The 15,878-nt window shown below is 71.2% G+C and carries 19 protein-coding genes; 15 read left to right on the plus strand and 4 right to left on the minus strand.

Going from position 1 to position 15,878, the window contains the following annotated elements; genetic code table 11:
- Position 1: 1 nt before the first annotated feature.
- The 3 genes from NR111_RS11155 to NR111_RS11165 all read left to right on the plus strand — a co-directional run bounded on the left by NR111_RS11155 (position 2) and on the right by NR111_RS11165 (position 2,174).
- Positions 2 to 322 carry a WXG100 family type VII secretion target gene (locus tag NR111_RS11155; protein ID WP_256820798.1) on the plus strand — a complete coding sequence of 107 codons (321 nt, stop codon included), beginning with the start codon at positions 2 to 4 and terminating at the stop codon, positions 320 to 322.
- Between the two features lie 34 nt (positions 323 to 356).
- Complete coding sequence (locus NR111_RS11160) at positions 357 to 650, plus strand: WXG100 family type VII secretion target (RefSeq protein WP_256820799.1); 294 nt, start codon at positions 357 to 359, stop codon at positions 648 to 650.
- Positions 651 to 815: 165 nt separating this feature from the next.
- Positions 816 to 2,174 (plus strand): NAD-dependent succinate-semialdehyde dehydrogenase, encoded by a 1,359-nt coding sequence (locus NR111_RS11165; protein WP_067716599.1) that lies wholly within the window; start codon positions 816 to 818, stop codon positions 2,172 to 2,174.
- Between the two features lie 111 nt (positions 2,175 to 2,285).
- Here the strand turns inward: NR111_RS11165 and NR111_RS11170 are convergent, their stop codons facing one another.
- Positions 2,286 to 3,107: a CoA ester lyase gene (locus NR111_RS11170; RefSeq protein ID WP_082923926.1), complete on the minus strand. Its 822-nt coding sequence runs from the start codon at positions 3,105 to 3,107 to the stop codon at positions 2,286 to 2,288.
- A 109-nt stretch (positions 3,108 to 3,216) separates the two neighbouring features.
- Positions 3,217 to 3,612 (minus strand): VOC family protein, encoded by a 396-nt coding sequence (locus tag NR111_RS11175; protein ID WP_120284022.1) that lies wholly within the window; start codon positions 3,610 to 3,612, stop codon positions 3,217 to 3,219.
- A 133-nt stretch (positions 3,613 to 3,745) separates the two neighbouring features.
- On the opposite strand from NR111_RS11175, the gene NR111_RS11180 reads away from it, so the two are divergent.
- Both NR111_RS11180 and NR111_RS11185 read left to right on the plus strand, forming a co-directional pair.
- Entirely contained in the window at positions 3,746 to 4,738 is a 993-nt protein-coding gene (locus tag NR111_RS11180) for an ATP-binding cassette domain-containing protein (RefSeq protein WP_154828429.1), read from the plus strand.
- Entirely contained in the window at positions 4,735 to 5,601 is an 867-nt protein-coding gene (locus NR111_RS11185; RefSeq protein ID WP_206474900.1) for an ABC transporter permease, read from the plus strand. Before NR111_RS11180 ends, NR111_RS11185 begins: the two co-directional genes overlap by 4 nt.
- A 39-nt stretch (positions 5,602 to 5,640) precedes the next feature.
- Here the strand turns inward: NR111_RS11185 and NR111_RS11190 are convergent, their stop codons facing one another.
- Positions 5,641 to 6,153: a hotdog fold domain-containing protein gene (locus NR111_RS11190; protein WP_256820800.1), complete on the minus strand. Its 513-nt coding sequence runs from the start codon at positions 6,151 to 6,153 to the stop codon at positions 5,641 to 5,643.
- Positions 6,154 to 6,179: 26 nt separating this feature from the next.
- Complete coding sequence (gene mftR / locus NR111_RS11195) at positions 6,180 to 6,818, minus strand: mycofactocin system transcriptional regulator (protein WP_256820801.1); 639 nt, start codon at positions 6,816 to 6,818, stop codon at positions 6,180 to 6,182.
- A 113-nt stretch (positions 6,819 to 6,931) separates the two neighbouring features.
- On the opposite strand from mftR, the gene mftA reads away from it, so the two are divergent.
- The 10 genes from mftA (at position 6,932) to trxA (ending at position 15,773) form a co-directional block, all read left to right on the plus strand.
- On the plus strand, positions 6,932 to 7,018 hold the full coding sequence (gene mftA, locus NR111_RS18535; protein WP_067716580.1) for a mycofactocin precursor MftA: 87 nt from the start codon (positions 6,932 to 6,934) through the stop codon (positions 7,016 to 7,018).
- 1 nt (position 7,019) lies between these two features.
- Positions 7,020 to 7,346 carry a mycofactocin biosynthesis chaperone MftB gene (gene mftB / locus NR111_RS11205; RefSeq protein ID WP_256820803.1) on the plus strand — a complete coding sequence of 109 codons (327 nt, stop codon included), beginning with the start codon at positions 7,020 to 7,022 and terminating at the stop codon, positions 7,344 to 7,346.
- Complete coding sequence (gene mftC / locus NR111_RS11210) at positions 7,343 to 8,602, plus strand: mycofactocin radical SAM maturase (protein WP_154828419.1); 1,260 nt, start codon at positions 7,343 to 7,345, stop codon at positions 8,600 to 8,602. The genes mftB and mftC overlap by 4 nt, the downstream gene beginning before the upstream one ends.
- An 82-nt stretch (positions 8,603 to 8,684) precedes the next feature.
- The gene (gene mftD / locus NR111_RS11215; protein ID WP_095717558.1) at positions 8,685 to 9,908 is read left to right on the plus strand and encodes a pre-mycofactocin synthase MftD; all 1,224 of its coding nucleotides are present in this window, start codon (positions 8,685 to 8,687) and stop codon (positions 9,906 to 9,908) included.
- Positions 9,909 to 9,942: 34 nt separating this feature from the next.
- Positions 9,943 to 10,758 carry a mycofactocin-coupled SDR family oxidoreductase gene (locus NR111_RS11220; RefSeq protein WP_067716570.1) on the plus strand — a complete coding sequence of 272 codons (816 nt, stop codon included), beginning with the start codon at positions 9,943 to 9,945 and terminating at the stop codon, positions 10,756 to 10,758.
- A 6-nt stretch (positions 10,759 to 10,764) separates the two neighbouring features.
- Complete coding sequence (gene mftE, locus NR111_RS11225) at positions 10,765 to 11,454, plus strand: mycofactocin biosynthesis peptidyl-dipeptidase MftE (protein WP_256820804.1); 690 nt, start codon at positions 10,765 to 10,767, stop codon at positions 11,452 to 11,454.
- Positions 11,451 to 12,938, plus strand: coding sequence for a mycofactocin biosynthesis glycosyltransferase MftF (gene mftF / locus NR111_RS11230; RefSeq protein ID WP_256820805.1), 1,488 nt, complete (start codon positions 11,451 to 11,453; stop codon positions 12,936 to 12,938). Before mftE ends, mftF begins: the two co-directional genes overlap by 4 nt.
- Positions 12,935 to 14,221, plus strand: coding sequence for a mycofactocin system GMC family oxidoreductase MftG (gene mftG / locus NR111_RS11235; protein WP_245847280.1), 1,287 nt, complete (start codon positions 12,935 to 12,937; stop codon positions 14,219 to 14,221). The genes mftF and mftG overlap by 4 nt, the downstream gene beginning before the upstream one ends.
- Positions 14,222 to 14,278: 57 nt before the next feature.
- A complete protein-coding gene (locus tag NR111_RS11240; RefSeq protein WP_050797185.1) occupies positions 14,279 to 15,208 on the plus strand; it encodes an alpha/beta fold hydrolase in 930 nt (309 codons plus the stop codon).
- A gap of 181 nt (positions 15,209 to 15,389) precedes the next feature.
- Positions 15,390 to 15,773 (plus strand): thioredoxin, encoded by a 384-nt coding sequence (trxA, locus tag NR111_RS11245; RefSeq protein WP_007631129.1) that lies wholly within the window; start codon positions 15,390 to 15,392, stop codon positions 15,771 to 15,773.
- Positions 15,774 to 15,878 lie beyond the last annotated feature (105 nt).

The following is a 15,878-nucleotide window of genomic DNA, read 5'->3' on the forward strand; positions in this document are numbered from 1 at the left end:
GATGACCGGGTTCAACACCCACATCGGGACCATGGACACCGCGGCCAGGAGGGTCGATGACGTGAACCTGGAGATCGACCGCCTGCTCGGCACCGTGCGGGACTCGGTGTCCCAACTCGGCGGCTCGGTGTGGAGGGGCGCAGCGCAGGCACGCTTCACCCAGATCATGGCCGAATGGCAGCAGCAGAGCACCAAGCTCAACACCGCGCTGGCGGGGATCTCGGAGACGATGCGGACCAACAGCACATCGTTCGACGCAGCGGACCAGGATTCGGCCGCGCTCATCAACCGCGCCGGCGCCGCCGGGCCTCTCAACCTCTGACCACTGCCACCGCCACCACCGGAAGGGAACTCCGATGACCTCAGGACAGATCACCTACAACCACGGCCCGATCGAGGCACTCGTCGGCCAGGTCACGCAGGCCTCGGTCAACCTGCGCACCACTCTCGACGATCTCAGGGCGTACCTCGCGCCGCTGGTCGCCGAGTGGGAGGGCGACGCCGCCGTCGCCTACCAGGCGCACCAGAACGACTGGGATCAGGCCGCGGCCGCGCTCCAGGCGATGCTCGCCGAGATCTCCCGCGCCGCGAGCCAGGGCAACCAGGGCATGGCCGACGCCGATCGTCGCGCTGCCCAGGGCTGGGGCTGAACCGGCTCGACGGGCACCCCGACCCCGCCGACGTCCCGCGACGACGGCGGGGTCGTGACGTGTCGACCGGATGCGTACGGCCCGCGGGCGTCCTACCGTCGCGGCACGACCCGGGAACGATCCCGGTGAACGCCACGTGGAGAACGCCACACGAAGGGGGACCGCATGTACGTCACGCACGATCCGTCGACCGGCCGGACCGACCGCGAGTACGAGCAGACCGAGGACGTCGACGCCATCCTCAGCACCGTCACCGAGGGGTTCACCGCCTGGCGCGCCACGGAGGTGTCCGAGCGGGCACGGATCCTGTTGGCGATCGCCGACGCCTTCGAGGAGCACCAAGAGGAGCTCGGCAAGGCGATCACCACCGAGATGGGCAAGCTCCCCGCGCAGGCCCGCGGCGAGGTGGCCCTCGCGGCGTCGATCTACCGCTGGTACGGCGAGCACGGTCCCGCGCTGCTCGAGTCCGACACCCTCGATGTGCCGGACGCCCGCCTCAACCGGGTGACCTACGAGCCGGTCGGCCCGCTGGTCGGCATCATGCCGTGGAACTACCCCTACTACCAGGTGGCCCGGTTCGCGGCGCCCAACCTGCTGCTGGGCAACACCATCGTGCTCAAGCACGCGAGCATCTGCGCCCGCTCGTCGGCGGCGATCGAGAAGGTCCAGCGCGGAGCCGGCCTCCCCGAGGACGCCTATGTCAACGTGTACGCCTCCAGTGACACGGTGGCCGAGATGATCGCCGACCCCAGGATCAAGGGCGTCTCCCTCACCGGCAGCGAGGGCGCCGGCGCCGCGGTGGCCACCGTCGCCGCGAAGAACCTCAAGCCCAGCGTCCTGGAGCTCGGCGGCTCGGACCCGCTCGTCGTCCTGGACGCCGACGACCTCGACGAACTGGTCGAGACCGTGGGCCGGGCGCGGCTGTCGAACTGCGGGCAGGCCTGCAACTCGCCCAAGCGGATCTTCGTGCCCGCGCAGATGAAGGACGACTTCGTCGGGCGGCTGAAGAACCTCTACGAGGAACTGGCCGTCGGGCCCGCCGCCGACGAGGGCACCGAGCTAGGCCCGCTGTCCTCCGAGGACGCGCGCGACGGCGTGGTCGAGCAGGTCCAGCGCGCCGCTGAGCAGGGCGCGACGCTCGTCACGGGCGGCGCGGCGATCGACCGGCCCGGCGCCTTCATGCAGCCCGCCGTCCTCACCGACATCACCCCAGAGATGGACGCCTACCGGGAGGAGATCTTCGGTCCCGTCGCCATGGTCTACGGCTACGACTCCGTCGACGAGGCCGTGCGGATCGCCAACGACACCCCGTTCGGCCTGTCCGGCTCCGTGTGGGGGACTGACGTCGACCGCGCCTCCGAGGTGGCCGAGCGGCTCGAGGTGGGGATGGCCTACGTCAACGAACACGGCACGACCATGCCCGGACTGCCGTTCGGCGGCGTCAAGCGTTCGGGCTACGGCCGCGAGCTCGGCCGCTGGGGACTGACCGAGTTCGCCAACGTCCGGCTCCAGCGGGTCCACTGACCCGGCCACACACCCCGGGCACGAGGACCCGCGAACGACAACCCGCGCTCGCGGACGACAGGGCCCCGGCTGCACAACGCAGCCGGGGCCCTGTTCGCGCGCGAGGTCGCGTCAGCGAGCCCCGGCGTACGCCTGCGCGAGGCGCGCGATCTTCTGGGCCCGGGCCAGCCGCGGCAGATCGGCGCCGTCCCGGGCGCGCTCGCCGCCGGGACCGAGCTCGTCGATCACGGACTCGGCCCACGAGACGTCGGCTGCGGAGGGGGAGAGGACCTCGTTGATGTAGGGCGCCTGATCGACGCGCAGGCACAGCTTGCCGGTCATGCCCATCTCGACGGCGTGCTCGGCGGCGTCCTTGAGGACCTGCGTGTCGTTGGAGATGGTCGGCCCGTCGATGGGCGGGGCCACGCGCGCGATCCGGCTGGCCACCACGAACTGTGAGCGCGTGTACGCCAGGGCGATCTGCGACGACCCGATGCCCGTGTCGCGACGGAAGTCGCCGACGCCGAAGGCCAGCCGCACCACCTGCTCGGACTTGGCGATCTCGGCGGCCTGGGCGAGGCCGTCGGCCGACTCCACCAGCGCGACGATCGGGGTGTTCTCGGCCAGACGAGCGGCCGTGAGGGAGACGTGCTCGGCGTTCTCGGTCTTGGCCAGCATCACGCCGTCCAGTCCGGGGCAGTGCCCGAGCGCCATGAGGTCCTTCTCCCACTCGGGGGACCGGACGTCGTTGATGCGGATCCACGCGTGGTTCCCGGCCTCGAGCCACTGACGGACCTCGCGACGGGCCCGTTCCTTCTCGGACTGCCGACACCCGTCCTCCACGTCGAGGACCACCACGTCCATCTCCGAGTTGACGGCGGCGTCGAAGCGCTCGGACTTGTCCGCGGGCAGCAGCAGCCACGAACGGGCGATGGTCGGTGGGATGGTCGACATGGGGCTCATGGGTACCGGTCATCCTTTGGTCGTGAGGCGGCGACGATCGCGCTGGCAACCTCCCCACGATACGCCGGGCACCCCCGGCGGGCCCATACGGGAACGACTCTCACATCTCGGGGGCGGTGACCAGCTGGATCAGGTTGCCGCAGGTGTCGTCGAGGACCAGTGCCCACACCGGGCCCATCTCGGTCGGGGGCTGCACGATCCGGGCGCCCCGCTCCTTCAGTTCGTCGTGCACCCGGTGGATGTCGTCCACCTCGAACTGCGCGGCCGGGATGCCGTCGGCGTGCAGGGCGGTGGCGTACGCGCGTGCCGCGGGGTGCTGGTCGGGCTCGAGCAGCAGCTGCGTGCCACCCGGGTCGCCCGGGTCCACCACCGTGAGCCAGCGGAAGTCCCCGGCCGGGAGATCGTGCTTGATCACGAATCCCAGGACCTCGGTGTAGAAGGCCAGTGCGCGGGTCTGGTCGTCGACGTGGACGGAGGTCACTGTGATGCGCGGCATACTCCCCACGGTAGGTCGGTGGGCGTCCGTCGGCATCCGCTCCGGGGCCGCCGGAGCCCATTGCTGACAGGAACTGTCCGCAAAGCGAGCGGTGAGTGTTGACTGGGACGCGGGCGGGGGACACCCTTTCTAGGTGAGCACCCGATCCTCCTCCGCGCCGGCGATAGAAGCAGAGCACCTCGTGAAGCGCTTCGGTGATTTCACCGCCGTGGACGACATCTCGTTCGCGGTCCCCACCGGAACCGTCCTCGGGCTGCTCGGCCCCAACGGCTCCGGCAAGACGACCACCATCCGGATGATGACCACGCTGAGCCCGCCGACCTCGGGAACCGCCCGGGTCGCCGGGCACGATGTGCTGCGTGAGCCGGCGCAGGTCCGCAAGGCCATGGGCCTGACGGCGCAGTCGGCCACGGTGGACGAGTTGCTCACCGGACGCGAGAACCTCCGCCTCATCGGCGACCTCTACGGACTGCCCAAGAGGGCGGTCAAGGCGCGCGCGGACGAACTGCTCGAGAAGTTCTCCCTGACCGATGCCGCCACCAGGGTCGCGAAGAGCTACTCCGGCGGAATGCGGCGTCGGCTCGACCTCGCGGCGAGCCTCGTCGCCGCGCCGCCCGTGTTGTTTTTGGACGAGCCGACCACGGGGCTCGACCCGCGGTCGCGCAACGAACTGTGGGACGTCCTGCGGGGTCTGGTGCGGGACGGCACGACGTTGCTGCTGACCACCCAGTACCTCGACGAGGCAGACCAACTGGCCGACCGGGTCATCGTCATCGACCACGGCAGCGTCATCGCCGACGGGACACCGCTGCAACTCAAGGACCGTTCCGGCGCGGCGAGCCTGGTGGTCACGGTGTCCCGACCGGACGACGTGGACGAGGCCGCCCGCGTCCTCGCGGGGCGCATCGAGGATCTGCACGTCGACCGGGACGCGCGCCGTCTCACAGCGCCGTCGGAGGGGGTCTCGGCCCTGGCCGCGATCGCGGCGGACTTCACCGAGGCGGGTATCGAACTCGACGACATCGGCCTGCAACGGCCGAGTCTCGACGACGTATTCCTCTCCCTCACGGGCCGCAAGGCGGAGGACCCGCAGACCGACACGACCGATCAGGAGTCCCGGGTATGAGCACTGTCGCCGACCCCGCCACCACCTCCCCGGAGCGGGAACGCTTCTCCGTGCCGGTCCGCCCCGACGGGCCCTCGTTCGGCCGGCAGATCTCCGCGTTGGTGCGCCGCAACCTCTTCCACATCCGGCGCCAGCCGGAGAACCTCGCCGACGTCACCATCCAGCCGGTGATGTTCGTCCTGCTGTTCGCGTTCGTCTTCGGCGGTGCGATCGCCGTGGCGGGGAGCGGGAACTACCGCGAGTGGCTGCTGCCGGGGATCATGGCGCAGACCATGGCGTTCTCGTCGTTCGTCGTGGCTTCCGGACTGTGCAACGACCTCAACAAGGGGATCATCGACCGCTTCCGGACGCTGCCCATCAGGCGGTCGTCGATCCTCATCGCGCGCAGCGCGTCCAGCCTCATCCACTCGTCGATCGGCGTGGTGGTCATGTCGCTGACGGGCCTGATCGTGGGGTGGAGGATCCGCAGCGGGATCATCGACGCGCTGCTGGGGTACCTCATCCTGCTGGGCTTCGGCTTCGTCATGATCTGGATCGGCATCGTGGTGGGTTCGAGGCTCAAGACGATCGAGGCGGTGAACGGCGTCATGTTCACCACGACGTTCCCCATCACGTTCGTCGCCAACACCTTCGCCCCGCCGGAGTCGATGCCCGTGTGGTTGCGGGCGATCGCGGAGTGGAACCCGCTCTCCTCGGTGGTGCAGGCGATGCGGGAACTCTGGGGCAACGCCCCGGCCGTCGGTCCGGACGCCGCCCTCCCGCTGCAGCACCCGGTGCTGGCGTCACTGCTGTGGATCGTCGGCCTGACGGTGGTGATCGCCCCGATAGCGATCAAGGCCTTCGACGCCCGCACCCGCGACTAGCCCGCCGGCCAGCCCGCCGACGGGAGAGCCGCTACCGTCTCAGTGCTTCTTCCCGGGCGAGACGCGGATGGTGATCGAGCCGGTGATGGGCTCGACCCCGGCGTCGTCGACGAACGTCAGCGGGACCTCGACGTCCTGTCCGATGGTGAAAGTCGAGAAGTCCGGCAGCTCCGTCCATTCGGCGGTGACGGTCATGCCGCCGGTCGACTTGGCGGGGTAGCGCACGTTCATCCCGACGGGGATCCATCGGTGGGTGGTGGGAACCGTGGCCTCGGCGAGCATGCCCATGGCCATCTCGGCGAGGTTGCACGCCGCGATCACGTGGAAGGTGCCGATGTGGTTGCGGTTGCCCCACCAGCCGGGTCCGCGGACGACGCAGCGGCCCGGTCGGAGTTCGACGACGTGCGGGTACGCCGTGCGGAAGTACGGGGCCTTGAGGCTCACCGCCGCGCTGAACAGGCGGGAGCCGAACGGGAGCCGGGTGGCGGTCTTCCACAGCCGGTAGGTGGAGGTGTCGGCGTTGTGGGTGGGGGAGGTGTCGGAGTCGGTCACGACGACGAGGTTACCCGCCGGTAAGTTCAGTGCGGTCGCCCACCGGGCTCGAACGCGTCCGCTCGGGCGAGGATCTGCGTCCCGTGACGCAGGAGCTCGTGGAGGCGATCCTGGTCGGCTCCGGGCTCGGCCACCCACAGGCGGTAGGCGGCCAGGGCGATCCCCAGCGCCGCGTGCGCGGTCGCGGCGGGCACGAGATCGTCCACCGCCTGGCCGAGCCTGGCGGCCACGAACCCGGCCACGGCCCGGCGCCAGTCGGCGTACACGAGGGTCGAGTGCGCCTGCAGTTCGTCCACGCCGAGCAGGAGGCGCATCCGTAGTCGGTGCGCCTCCGTCTGCTCGCGCGGGAACGTGTTGAACGCGATCAGTGCGTCGGCGAGGGCGTCGCGCAGTGGCGTCTGCTCGGGCACGTCGGCGAGGTACTCCAGCATGAGGTCGATCTGCTCGTCGAACTCGCCCCAGGCGATGGCGGCCTTGCCGGGGAAGTAGCGGAACAGGGTGCGGCGGGAGATGTGCGCGGCCTCGGCGATCTGGTCGACGCTGGTCGCGTCGTAGCCCTGCCGGGCGAACAGGTCGAGGGCCACGTCGACGATGGAGGAGCGCGTGGTCGACGGCCGACGTCCCGGGGGCCGTGTCCCGGTTCCGGGCATTTCCGGCATTCCCATGACACGAGAGCCTAGATGAGTGACCCTTGCCACTGGCACTAAGTGCCAATATGATGCAGATCTCACCGGAAACCGGTGGGATGTCGCTGGAGTGCCCGACGAAAGGACACGTCATGGAGAACACGCAGAACACCGAGGTCGTGCTGGAGGAGGCCCTCATCGAGGAGGTCTCCATCGACGGCATGTGTGGGGTCTACTGAGATGACCTCCGCAGCAGCGCCGGCCGACGCCGAGCAGTCAGCCGCCCCGGCGGAATTCGACCTCGACGCCGGCTGGCGCCTGCACCCCGGCGTGGCGCTCCGGCCCGAGCCGTTCGGGGCACTGCTCTACCACTTCCACACCCGCAAGCTCAGCTTCCTCAAGTCGCCGACCATCGTCGAGGTGGTCCGCATCCTCGCCGACCACCCCACCGCCCGTGCCGCCTGCGCTGCCGCCGGTGTACCGATCGACGACCCCGGGACCGCCCGCCTGTACCTGCACGCGCTCGGCCAGCTCGCCGCCTCGCGCATGATCGAGGAGACCTCATGACTAGCATGCTCGACCGTCCCGCAACGGCGTCCACCGCGACCACCACCACTGCTCCGGCGCCCGTCGGCCGCCTCGTCGACCAGTTCGAGCGCGGGCTCGACGCGCCGATCTGCCTGACCTGGGAACTCACCTACGCCTGCAACCTCGCCTGCGTGCACTGCCTGAGCTCCTCCGGTCGCCGTGACCCGCGCGAGCTCAGCACCGAGCAGTGCAAGTCGATCATCGACGAGCTGCAGAAGATGCAGGTCTTCTACGTCAACATCGGCGGAGGCGAGCCGACGGTCCGCTCCGATTTCTGGGAGCTGGTCGACTACGCCACCAGCCACCAGGTGGGCGTGAAGTTCTCCACCAACGGTGTCCGTATCGACGAGAAGGTCGCCAGGCGCCTGGCCGCGAGCGACTACGTGGACGTCCAGATCTCCATCGACGGTGCGACCGCGGAGGTCAACGACGCGGTCCGCGGCCCGGGGTCCTTCGACATGGCCTGCCGTGCGCTGCAGAACCTCAAGGACGCCGGCTTCACCGACGCCAAGATCTCGGTGGTGGTGACGCGCGAGAACGTCACCCAGCTGGACGAGTTCAAGGCGCTGGCCGACAAGTACGACGCGACCCTGCGCATCACCCGCCTGCGCCCGTCGGGCCGCGGCGCCGACGTGTGGGACGACCTGCACCCGCTGCCCGAGCAGCAGAGGGACCTGTACGACTGGCTGGTCGCGAACGGCTCCGACGTGCTCACGGGTGACAGCTTCTTCCACCTGTCGGCGTTCGGTGAAGGCCAGGGCTCGCTTCCCGGGCTCAACCTGTGCGGTGCCGGCCGTGTGGTGTGCCTGATCGACCCGATCGGCGACGTCTACGCCTGTCCGTTCGCCATCCACGAGGAGTTCCTCGCCGGCAACGTCGTCGCCGACGGCGGGTTCGAGACGGTGTGGCAGACCTCGGAGTTGTTCCGTGAGCTGCGCGAGCCGCAGTCGGCCGGGGCGTGTGCGTCCTGCGACTTCTACGACAGTTGCCGGGGTGGCTGCATGGCGGCCAAGTTCTTCACCGGGCTGCCGATGGACGGCCCGGACCCCGAGTGCGTCCAGGGCTACGGCGAGGGACTGCTCGCGGCTGAGCGCAGCATCCCCGACCCGTCGCAGGACCACACCCGGCCCATGGGGCTCGCGGCGCGTAAGCAGCCCACCGGCCCGGTGCCGCTGACCCTCGTCACGACACCGCCGCGCAGGCCCACCAGCCTGTGCGACGAGTCCCCGATCTGAGCCGGCCCGCCCAAACGAACCCCGCTAGCCCCCACGAACCCCGCAAGACCGGACGAACCCCCTAGAAGGAGCAGCCACCACCGTGTCCCGCCTGTCGAAGATCGCCGAGGCCAACCCCTGGCGCCAGAACCCGTGGTTCGAGTCTGTCGCGGAGGCCCAGCGCCGCGCGAAGAAGAAGCTGCCCAAGAGCGTGTACATGGCGCTCGTCGGCGGCAGCGAGGCGGGGGTGACCATCCGCGACAACATGGACGCCTTCACCGAGCTCGAGCCCAAGCCCCACGTGATCGGCGCCAAGCAGGACCGCGACATGGCCACCACGGTGATGGGCCAGCCCATCAGCCTGCCGGTGATGATCTCGCCGACCGGCGTCCAGGCCGTCACGCCGGACGGCGAGGTGGACGTGGCCCGCGCCGCGGCCGCCCGCGGCACGGCGATGGGACTGAGCTCGTTCGCGTCCAAGCCGATCGAGGAGGTCATCGCGGCCAACCCGCAGACCTTCTTCCAGGTGTACTGGCTCGGCGGCAAGGAGAAGGTGCTGGAGCGGCTGGAGCGCGCCAAGGCCGCCGGGGCGGCGGGGGTCATCCTCACCACCGACTGGTCGTTCTCGATGGGCCGTGACTGGGGCAGCCCGGCCATCCCGGAGAAGCTCGATGCCAGGGCCATGATCACCCTCGCCCCGCAGATCGCCGTGCGTCCCCGCTGGGCCGCCGAATGGGCCCGCGACGTGGTGGTCAACAAGCGGTTCCCCGATCTGACGACGCCCAACCTGGTGGGCAAGGGCGAGATGGGCCCGACGTTCTTCGGTGCCTACGGCGAGTGGATGGGCACCCCGCCGGCCACGTGGGAGGACATCGCCTGGGTCGTGGAGAACTACGACGGGCCGGTCATGCTCAAGGGCATCACCCGGGTCGACGACGCCAAGCGGGCCGTCGACGCCGGGGTCACCGCGATCTCCGTCTCCAACCACGGTGGCAACAACCTCGACGCCACCCCGGCGTCCATCCGGTGCCTCGCGCCGATCGCCGACGAGGTGGGCGATCAGGTGGAGGTCCTGCTCGATGGCGGCATCCGTCGCGGTTCGGACGTGGCCAAGGCACTCGCGCTCGGTGCCCGGGCCGTGATGATCGGTCGCGCGTACCTGTGGGGGCTCGGGGCCAACGGCCAGGCGGGAGTGGAGAACGTCCTCGACATCATGCGTTCCGGACTCGACTCGAGCCTCATCGGGCTGAGCAAGTCCTCGATCTCCGAGCTGAACCGCGACGACTACGTCATCCCCGACGACTTCATGCGCCGTCTCGGCGTCTGACCCACCACCACGGAAGAGAAGGACCCCCCCTGTAATGGGAGATTTCGACGGCAAGGTCGTCTACATCACCGGTGTGGCCCGCGGCCAGGGCCGCAAGCACGCGATCCGCTTCGCGCGCGAGGGCGCCAGGATCATCGGCCTGGACCTGTGTGACTCGCCGTCCGAGTACGTGAAGTACCGGGCCGCCACCGAGGACGACCTGGCCACCACCATCGAGCGCGTGGAGGCCGAGGGAGGGGAGATCCTCGCCGAGGTCGGTGACGTCCGCGACCTGGCGTTCCAGCAGGCCCTCGTGGCCCGCGGCGTGGAGCGCTTCGGTGGCCGCCTGGACGTGGTGATCGCCAACGCGGGCATCTGCAACTGGGGCAAGGTCTGGGAGCTCGACGAGCAGCAGTGGCAGGACACCCTCGACATCAACCTCACGGGGTACTGGAAGACGCTGCGTGCGGCGATCCCGCACATGCTCTCCGCCGGTAACGGCGGGTCGATCATCCTGGTGAGCTCGGTGGCCGGTCTCAAGGCCATGCCGGTGCAGTCGCCCTACTCGGCGTCCAAGTACGGGGTGGTGGGCCTGGCCCAGACCGCGGCGAAGGAGCTCGGCGAGCACGGCATCCGGGTCAACACGATCCACCCCTACGGTGTCCAGACGCCGATGGGCGCGGAGGATCCCGACGCGCTCGAGGTGTTCAACACCATGCCGCAGTTCCTGCCGCACTTCACGCCGATCCTGGGGATGGGCATGGCCACCACCGACGACATCTCGGACTCGGTGATGTTCCTCGCCTCGGACGCCTCGCGGACCATCACCGCCTCGACCTTCACCGTCGACATGGGCGCGATCAAGGTCTGACCCGACGTGACGGGCGCGATCGGCGCGACCGGCCGGGCCGGTGCGGGAGTGCTGGCGGTGCTGCCTCTCGGGGCGACCGAGCAGCACGGCCCGCACCTGCCGCCGGAGACGGACACCCTCCTGGCCACCGCGACCGCCCGCGCCCTCGCCCCCGGTGACGTCCGTGTGCTCCCCGCCCTCGCCTACGGTGCGAGCGGGGAGCACCAGGCGTTCGACTGGACCGTGTCGATCGGCACCGAGGCCCTCGCCGGGACGATCATCGAGCTCGGCCGGTCGGTGAGCGCCTGGGCGGACCGGCTCGTCGTGGTCAACGGGCACGGCGGCAACATCGACGCACTGCGCCGCGCGGTACCCCGACTCCGCTACGAGGGCCGCGACGCCGCCTGGCTGCCCTGCCGCACCAGCGAGGACCCCACGGACACCCACGCCGGTCACGCCGAGACCTCGCTCCTGCTGCATCTGCACCCCGACCTCGTCCGGGTCGACCTCGCCGCGCCCGGCTGTGTCGAACCGTTGCCGCGGATCCTGCCCGCCCTCCGCGAGGGTGGCGTCGCGGCGGTGAGCCCGAACGGGGTGCTGGGCGACCCCACCACCGCCTCCGCCGACGAGGGAAGGCGCCTGTGGGAGGCGCTGCTCGACGACGCCCGCGGCCGCCTCGGACGCTGGCGGCCGGGGGAGGACGGGATGCTGCGATGAGCGAGGTCCCCCACGTTCTGCTCGATCGTCGCACCCGGGTGTTGCGCCGTGGCGACGTCGTGCGGGTGCTGGGTGGCGACCCGGTCACCCTGATCACGCCGTCGCCGGCCGTGTCGGCTCTCCTGGACGGCGGCGAGACGGTCGCCACCGACACTCCCGCGGGTGCGGCCCTCGCGCGTGCCCTCACCGACCGGGGGATGGCCCACCCCGCCGGCACCGCGACGGGCACCCGTCCGCTGGCGGCCGTCGCGGTGGTGGTCCCCGTCCGTGACGACGCCGCCGGGGTCGCCGCGCTCTCGAAGGCGCTCGAGCCGGAACTCGCCCGCGGACTGCACCTCGTCGTCGTCGACGACGGCTCCACGCCGCCCCTGACCACCTCCGACTCTCTGACCACCTCCGCCTCCCTGACCACCTCCGTCACCCCGGCCGCCACCACGGTCCTGCGCCACGATGAGTCGAGGGGACCCGCCGCCGCCCGCAACGCGGGCACCGCCGCGGCCGTCGGGGCCGGGGCGCAGGTGGTGGTCTACCTCGACGCCGATGTGATCCCGCTGCCCGGGTGGCTCGACGTCCTGCTCGCCCGCCTCGACGACCCCCGGGTCGCCGCGGTCGCGCCCCGCATCGTGGCCGCCGAACCGGGGCGGTTCTGGGTACGCGGGTACGAGACGGCCCGCTCCGCGTTGGACATGGGGCCCGAGCCGGCGAGGGTCCGACCCCGCACACGGGTGGCGTACGTCCCCAGCGCGGCGCTCGCGGTGCGACCCGACCGGTTGCCGCCCCCTCCCGAGGGCGGGGGAATCGGCCCGTTCGACGAACGCATGCGCGTCGCCGAGGACGTGGACCTGTGCTGGCGCACCGATGCCGCGGGAATCCATCTCCGCTACGAGCCGGCCGCCCGCGTGGCCCACCGGCATCGCACCTCGCTCGGCGCGGTGTTGGCGCGGCGCGCGTTCTACGGACGTGGAGCGGCACCGCTCGCCGACCGCCACGGGGCCGCCGTAGCGCCCGCGGTGGCCGCGCCGTGGTCCCTCGCCGTGGCGATCGGGGTGTGGAGCGCCACGCCGGTGGGTTCGCTGGTCGCGGCCGGTGCGATCGGGAGAGCATGGTGGCGGACCCGCGGCCTCACCGGGGACGGTCGCGCGGCCGCCGGGTTGGTTACCCGGGGAGCCGGGGCGTCGGTCCGTCAGCTACCGCAGGCACTACTACGCCCGTATTGGCCGGTCACGGCGGCCGCGCTCGCCGCCACCGCCCGGTCCCGTTCCCACGCGGCTCGCGGCCTGCGCCAGCGTCTCCTCGCCGCGGCGGTGGCCGAGGGTCTGTGGCACTGGTGGACCGCCCGGGAACCCGGACGGCTGCCGATCGACGAACCCCTCGGGCACGTCCTTCTCCACCGTCTCGACGACCTGGCCTACGGGGTCGGTGTGTGGCGCTCGGCGTGGGCCGCGCGCTCGCTCGACGCACTGCGACCGGACGTCACGCGGTGAGCGGCGGAGAGGGATCCCGTGCCGCGAGGGCCGACGTGGTGGTGGTCGGCGCGGGCCCGGCCGGCTGCGTGATGGGCCGCCGCCTCGCCGAGGCCGGTGCCGACGTCCTCCTGGTGGAGTCCGGCACCGCGAGCGCCTCGCCGCGCGCGGGCCTGCTCGACGTGGGTCCGGGGTCGCAGGTCGTCGCCCGTCATCGCGCCACACTCGGCGAGGCGAGACTCGACCTGCCCCGCGGCCGCACCCTCGGCGGGTCCGGAGCGGTCAACGGCGGGTACTGCACCCCGGCCCGGCCGGCGGACCTCGCGGAGTGGGGTCCGGACTGGCCGCGGCGGTACGCGGTGGGACTGGCCCGGGCCGCCGAGCGCCTCCGACCCGGCCTGGCGCCGATGGGGCCGGTCGCCGCGCAGGTGGCCGCCGCGTTCCCCGGCCGCGTGTCCGCGATCGGTCAGGCGCGCCGGGGCCCGCGGCGCGTCACCGCGTTCGACGCCTGGGACCCGTCCGGCGCGGGGGCCCGGGTGCGCACCGGGGCGCAGGTCCGGTCGCTCCGGTGGGAGGGCGGGCGCGTCGCCGGACGGTGTGACGGCGTGGTGCTCGACGACGACGAGGAGATCGGTGCCGGACAGGTGGTGCTGTGTGCGGGGGCGATCGGGACGGCCGCCCTGCTGATGGGGTCCGGGATCGGACCGTCCACTGGACACCCGGTGGGCCACGGGGTGCAGGAGCATCCGGAGCTGCTGTTGGACCTTCCCGCGGACGTCCTGTCGGGCCGGGACCCGTACCCGCGTCCCGGCCCGGACGCGCCCGGGGGGCTGCCACCCCTGCTCTCCCATGTCGTCCGGCTGCAGCTGTCCGCGGCGGCCGAGGTCGAGATCCGTCCCTATGCCGTCCCCCTGCACCACGTCATCCCCGGCCTGGTGCCGGCGCCGCGCCGGATCGGGGTCGCCCTGATGACCCCGGTCGGTCGTGGCCGGATCGGTGACGACGGGACCGTGCACCTGGCCGACGATCCGCACGACGCGGCCGTCCTCGCCGAGGCCGCCGCGAGGGTGGCGGAGCGGATGGGCCTGGACGGGGACGTCACGGTCTCGACCTCGCAGCACCTGTCCGGCACCGCGCGGATCGGGGAGGTGCTCGACGACTCCGGACGTGTCCTGGGGGTGCCGGGACTGCGGGTCGCCGATGCGTCGGCGCTGCCCTCGCTGCCGCGGTGCGGCCCCTACTACACGGTCCTCGCGGTGGCCGAGGACCTCGCTACGCGGGTGATCGCCGAGCGGGCGTGGTAGAACGGCACGAGAACACGTTCCACCGATGGGGTGGGCGGCATCCCGGGAGGCCCGTACATGTCGAGTACCGAGACGATCTGCGAACCGCGGCAGTTCACGGTGGAACGCGACGGCGGTGTCACGCTGGTCGGCGAGGTGTGGGATCCGGTGGATCCGGCGGGCGACTCGCTCGACCCGGTCGAGGAGATCCTCATGCTGCACGGGGGTGCCCAGACCCGCCACGCGTGGAGCCGCGCCGCCCGCCGGCTGTCGGGGGAGGGGTACAGGGTCACCGCGATGGACGCCCGTGGTCACGGGGACAGCGACTGGGATCCGGAGGGTGACTACGACATCCACCGGCTGGCCGCGGACCTCGAGGCGATCGTCGCCGAGCGGTTCCCCTCCCGGCGTCCGGTGATCGTCGGCGCGTCCCTCGGCGGGATGACCGCGATGCTCTCGCTGGGCACCGGCAAGGACGTCGCCCGTGCGCTCGTCCTGGTGGACGTCACCCCGAAGCTTGAGGCAAAGGGTGTCGAGCGGGTCGGGGAGTTCATGCGCTCCGGGTTTAACGGGTTCGCCAGTCTCGAGGAGGCCGCCGACGCGATCGCCGCCTACCAGCCGCAGCGCAAGCGACCGCCTAATCCCGAGGGCCTGCGCAAGAACCTCCGGCTGCGCGAGGACGGACGGTGGCACTGGCACTGGGACCCCCGCTTCGCCGGTTGCGCCTCGGCCGACAACGCGGAACTCGGCAACGCCTTTTTCGAGGAGCTCGTCCCGCACATCACGCAACCGACCCTGCTCATCCGGGGCTCGGCGTCGGACATCGTCAGTGACGAGTCGGTGCGGCACCTGCGGGGGCTGCTCCCGCACGCGTACACGATGGAGGTGCCCGACGCCGGGCACATGGTCGCGGGCGACGACAACGCGGTCTTCCTCGACCAGCTCGAGAAGTTCCTCGCCGAGGTCCTCGACTCGCCGCCCCGCCGGGAGACGTCCCGGGAGGCGTGAGGCCAGGGGGGAGCTGGGAATAACCCGCCTCCGGCGACGTTGTCACTGACTACGCGCGGCATTCATACCCCCAGAGGTATGGATTGTCGCGGAAGGTCGTCGCCGGCGCGGGCTGTCCGTAGGCTGGCGGCGTAACGAGACGGGACGAGAGCCGCCCCGTCCGCGCTAGGAGGGCATTCGTATGAGCACCGTCGACATCACGACCGCCGAGTTCGAGAAGACCGTCACCGAGAACGACATCGTCCTGGTGGACTTCTGGGCCGAGTGGTGTGGCCCGTGCAAGGCGTTCGGTCCGGTCTACGAGAAGGTCTCGGGCAAGAACCCCGAGCTGACCTTCGCCAAGGTGGATACCGACGCCGAGCAGCAGCTCGGAGCGATGCTGCAGATCCAGTCCATCCCGACGCTTATGGCGTTCCGCGAGGGCATCGCGGTGTTCCGCCACTCGGGTGCCATCCCGGAGCAGGCTCTGGACGACCTGGTCGAGCAGATCAAGGGGCTCGACATGGACGAGGTCCGCAAGGCCGTCGAGGAGGCGCAGGCGCAGCAGGGTGACGCGCAGCCCTGATCGGCGGGTCGATCCACTCTCCTGACGGGACGACGGCGGCGGCGGGGTCCCGCCGGAACACGTTCCGGTAACCACCCCACAGGGTTCACCTATGGGGCTAACGTT

The sequence above is a fragment of the Dietzia sp. Die43 genome (assembly GCF_024519835.1).
Lineage (GTDB): Bacteria > Actinomycetota > Actinomycetes > Mycobacteriales > Mycobacteriaceae > Dietzia > Dietzia kunjamensis.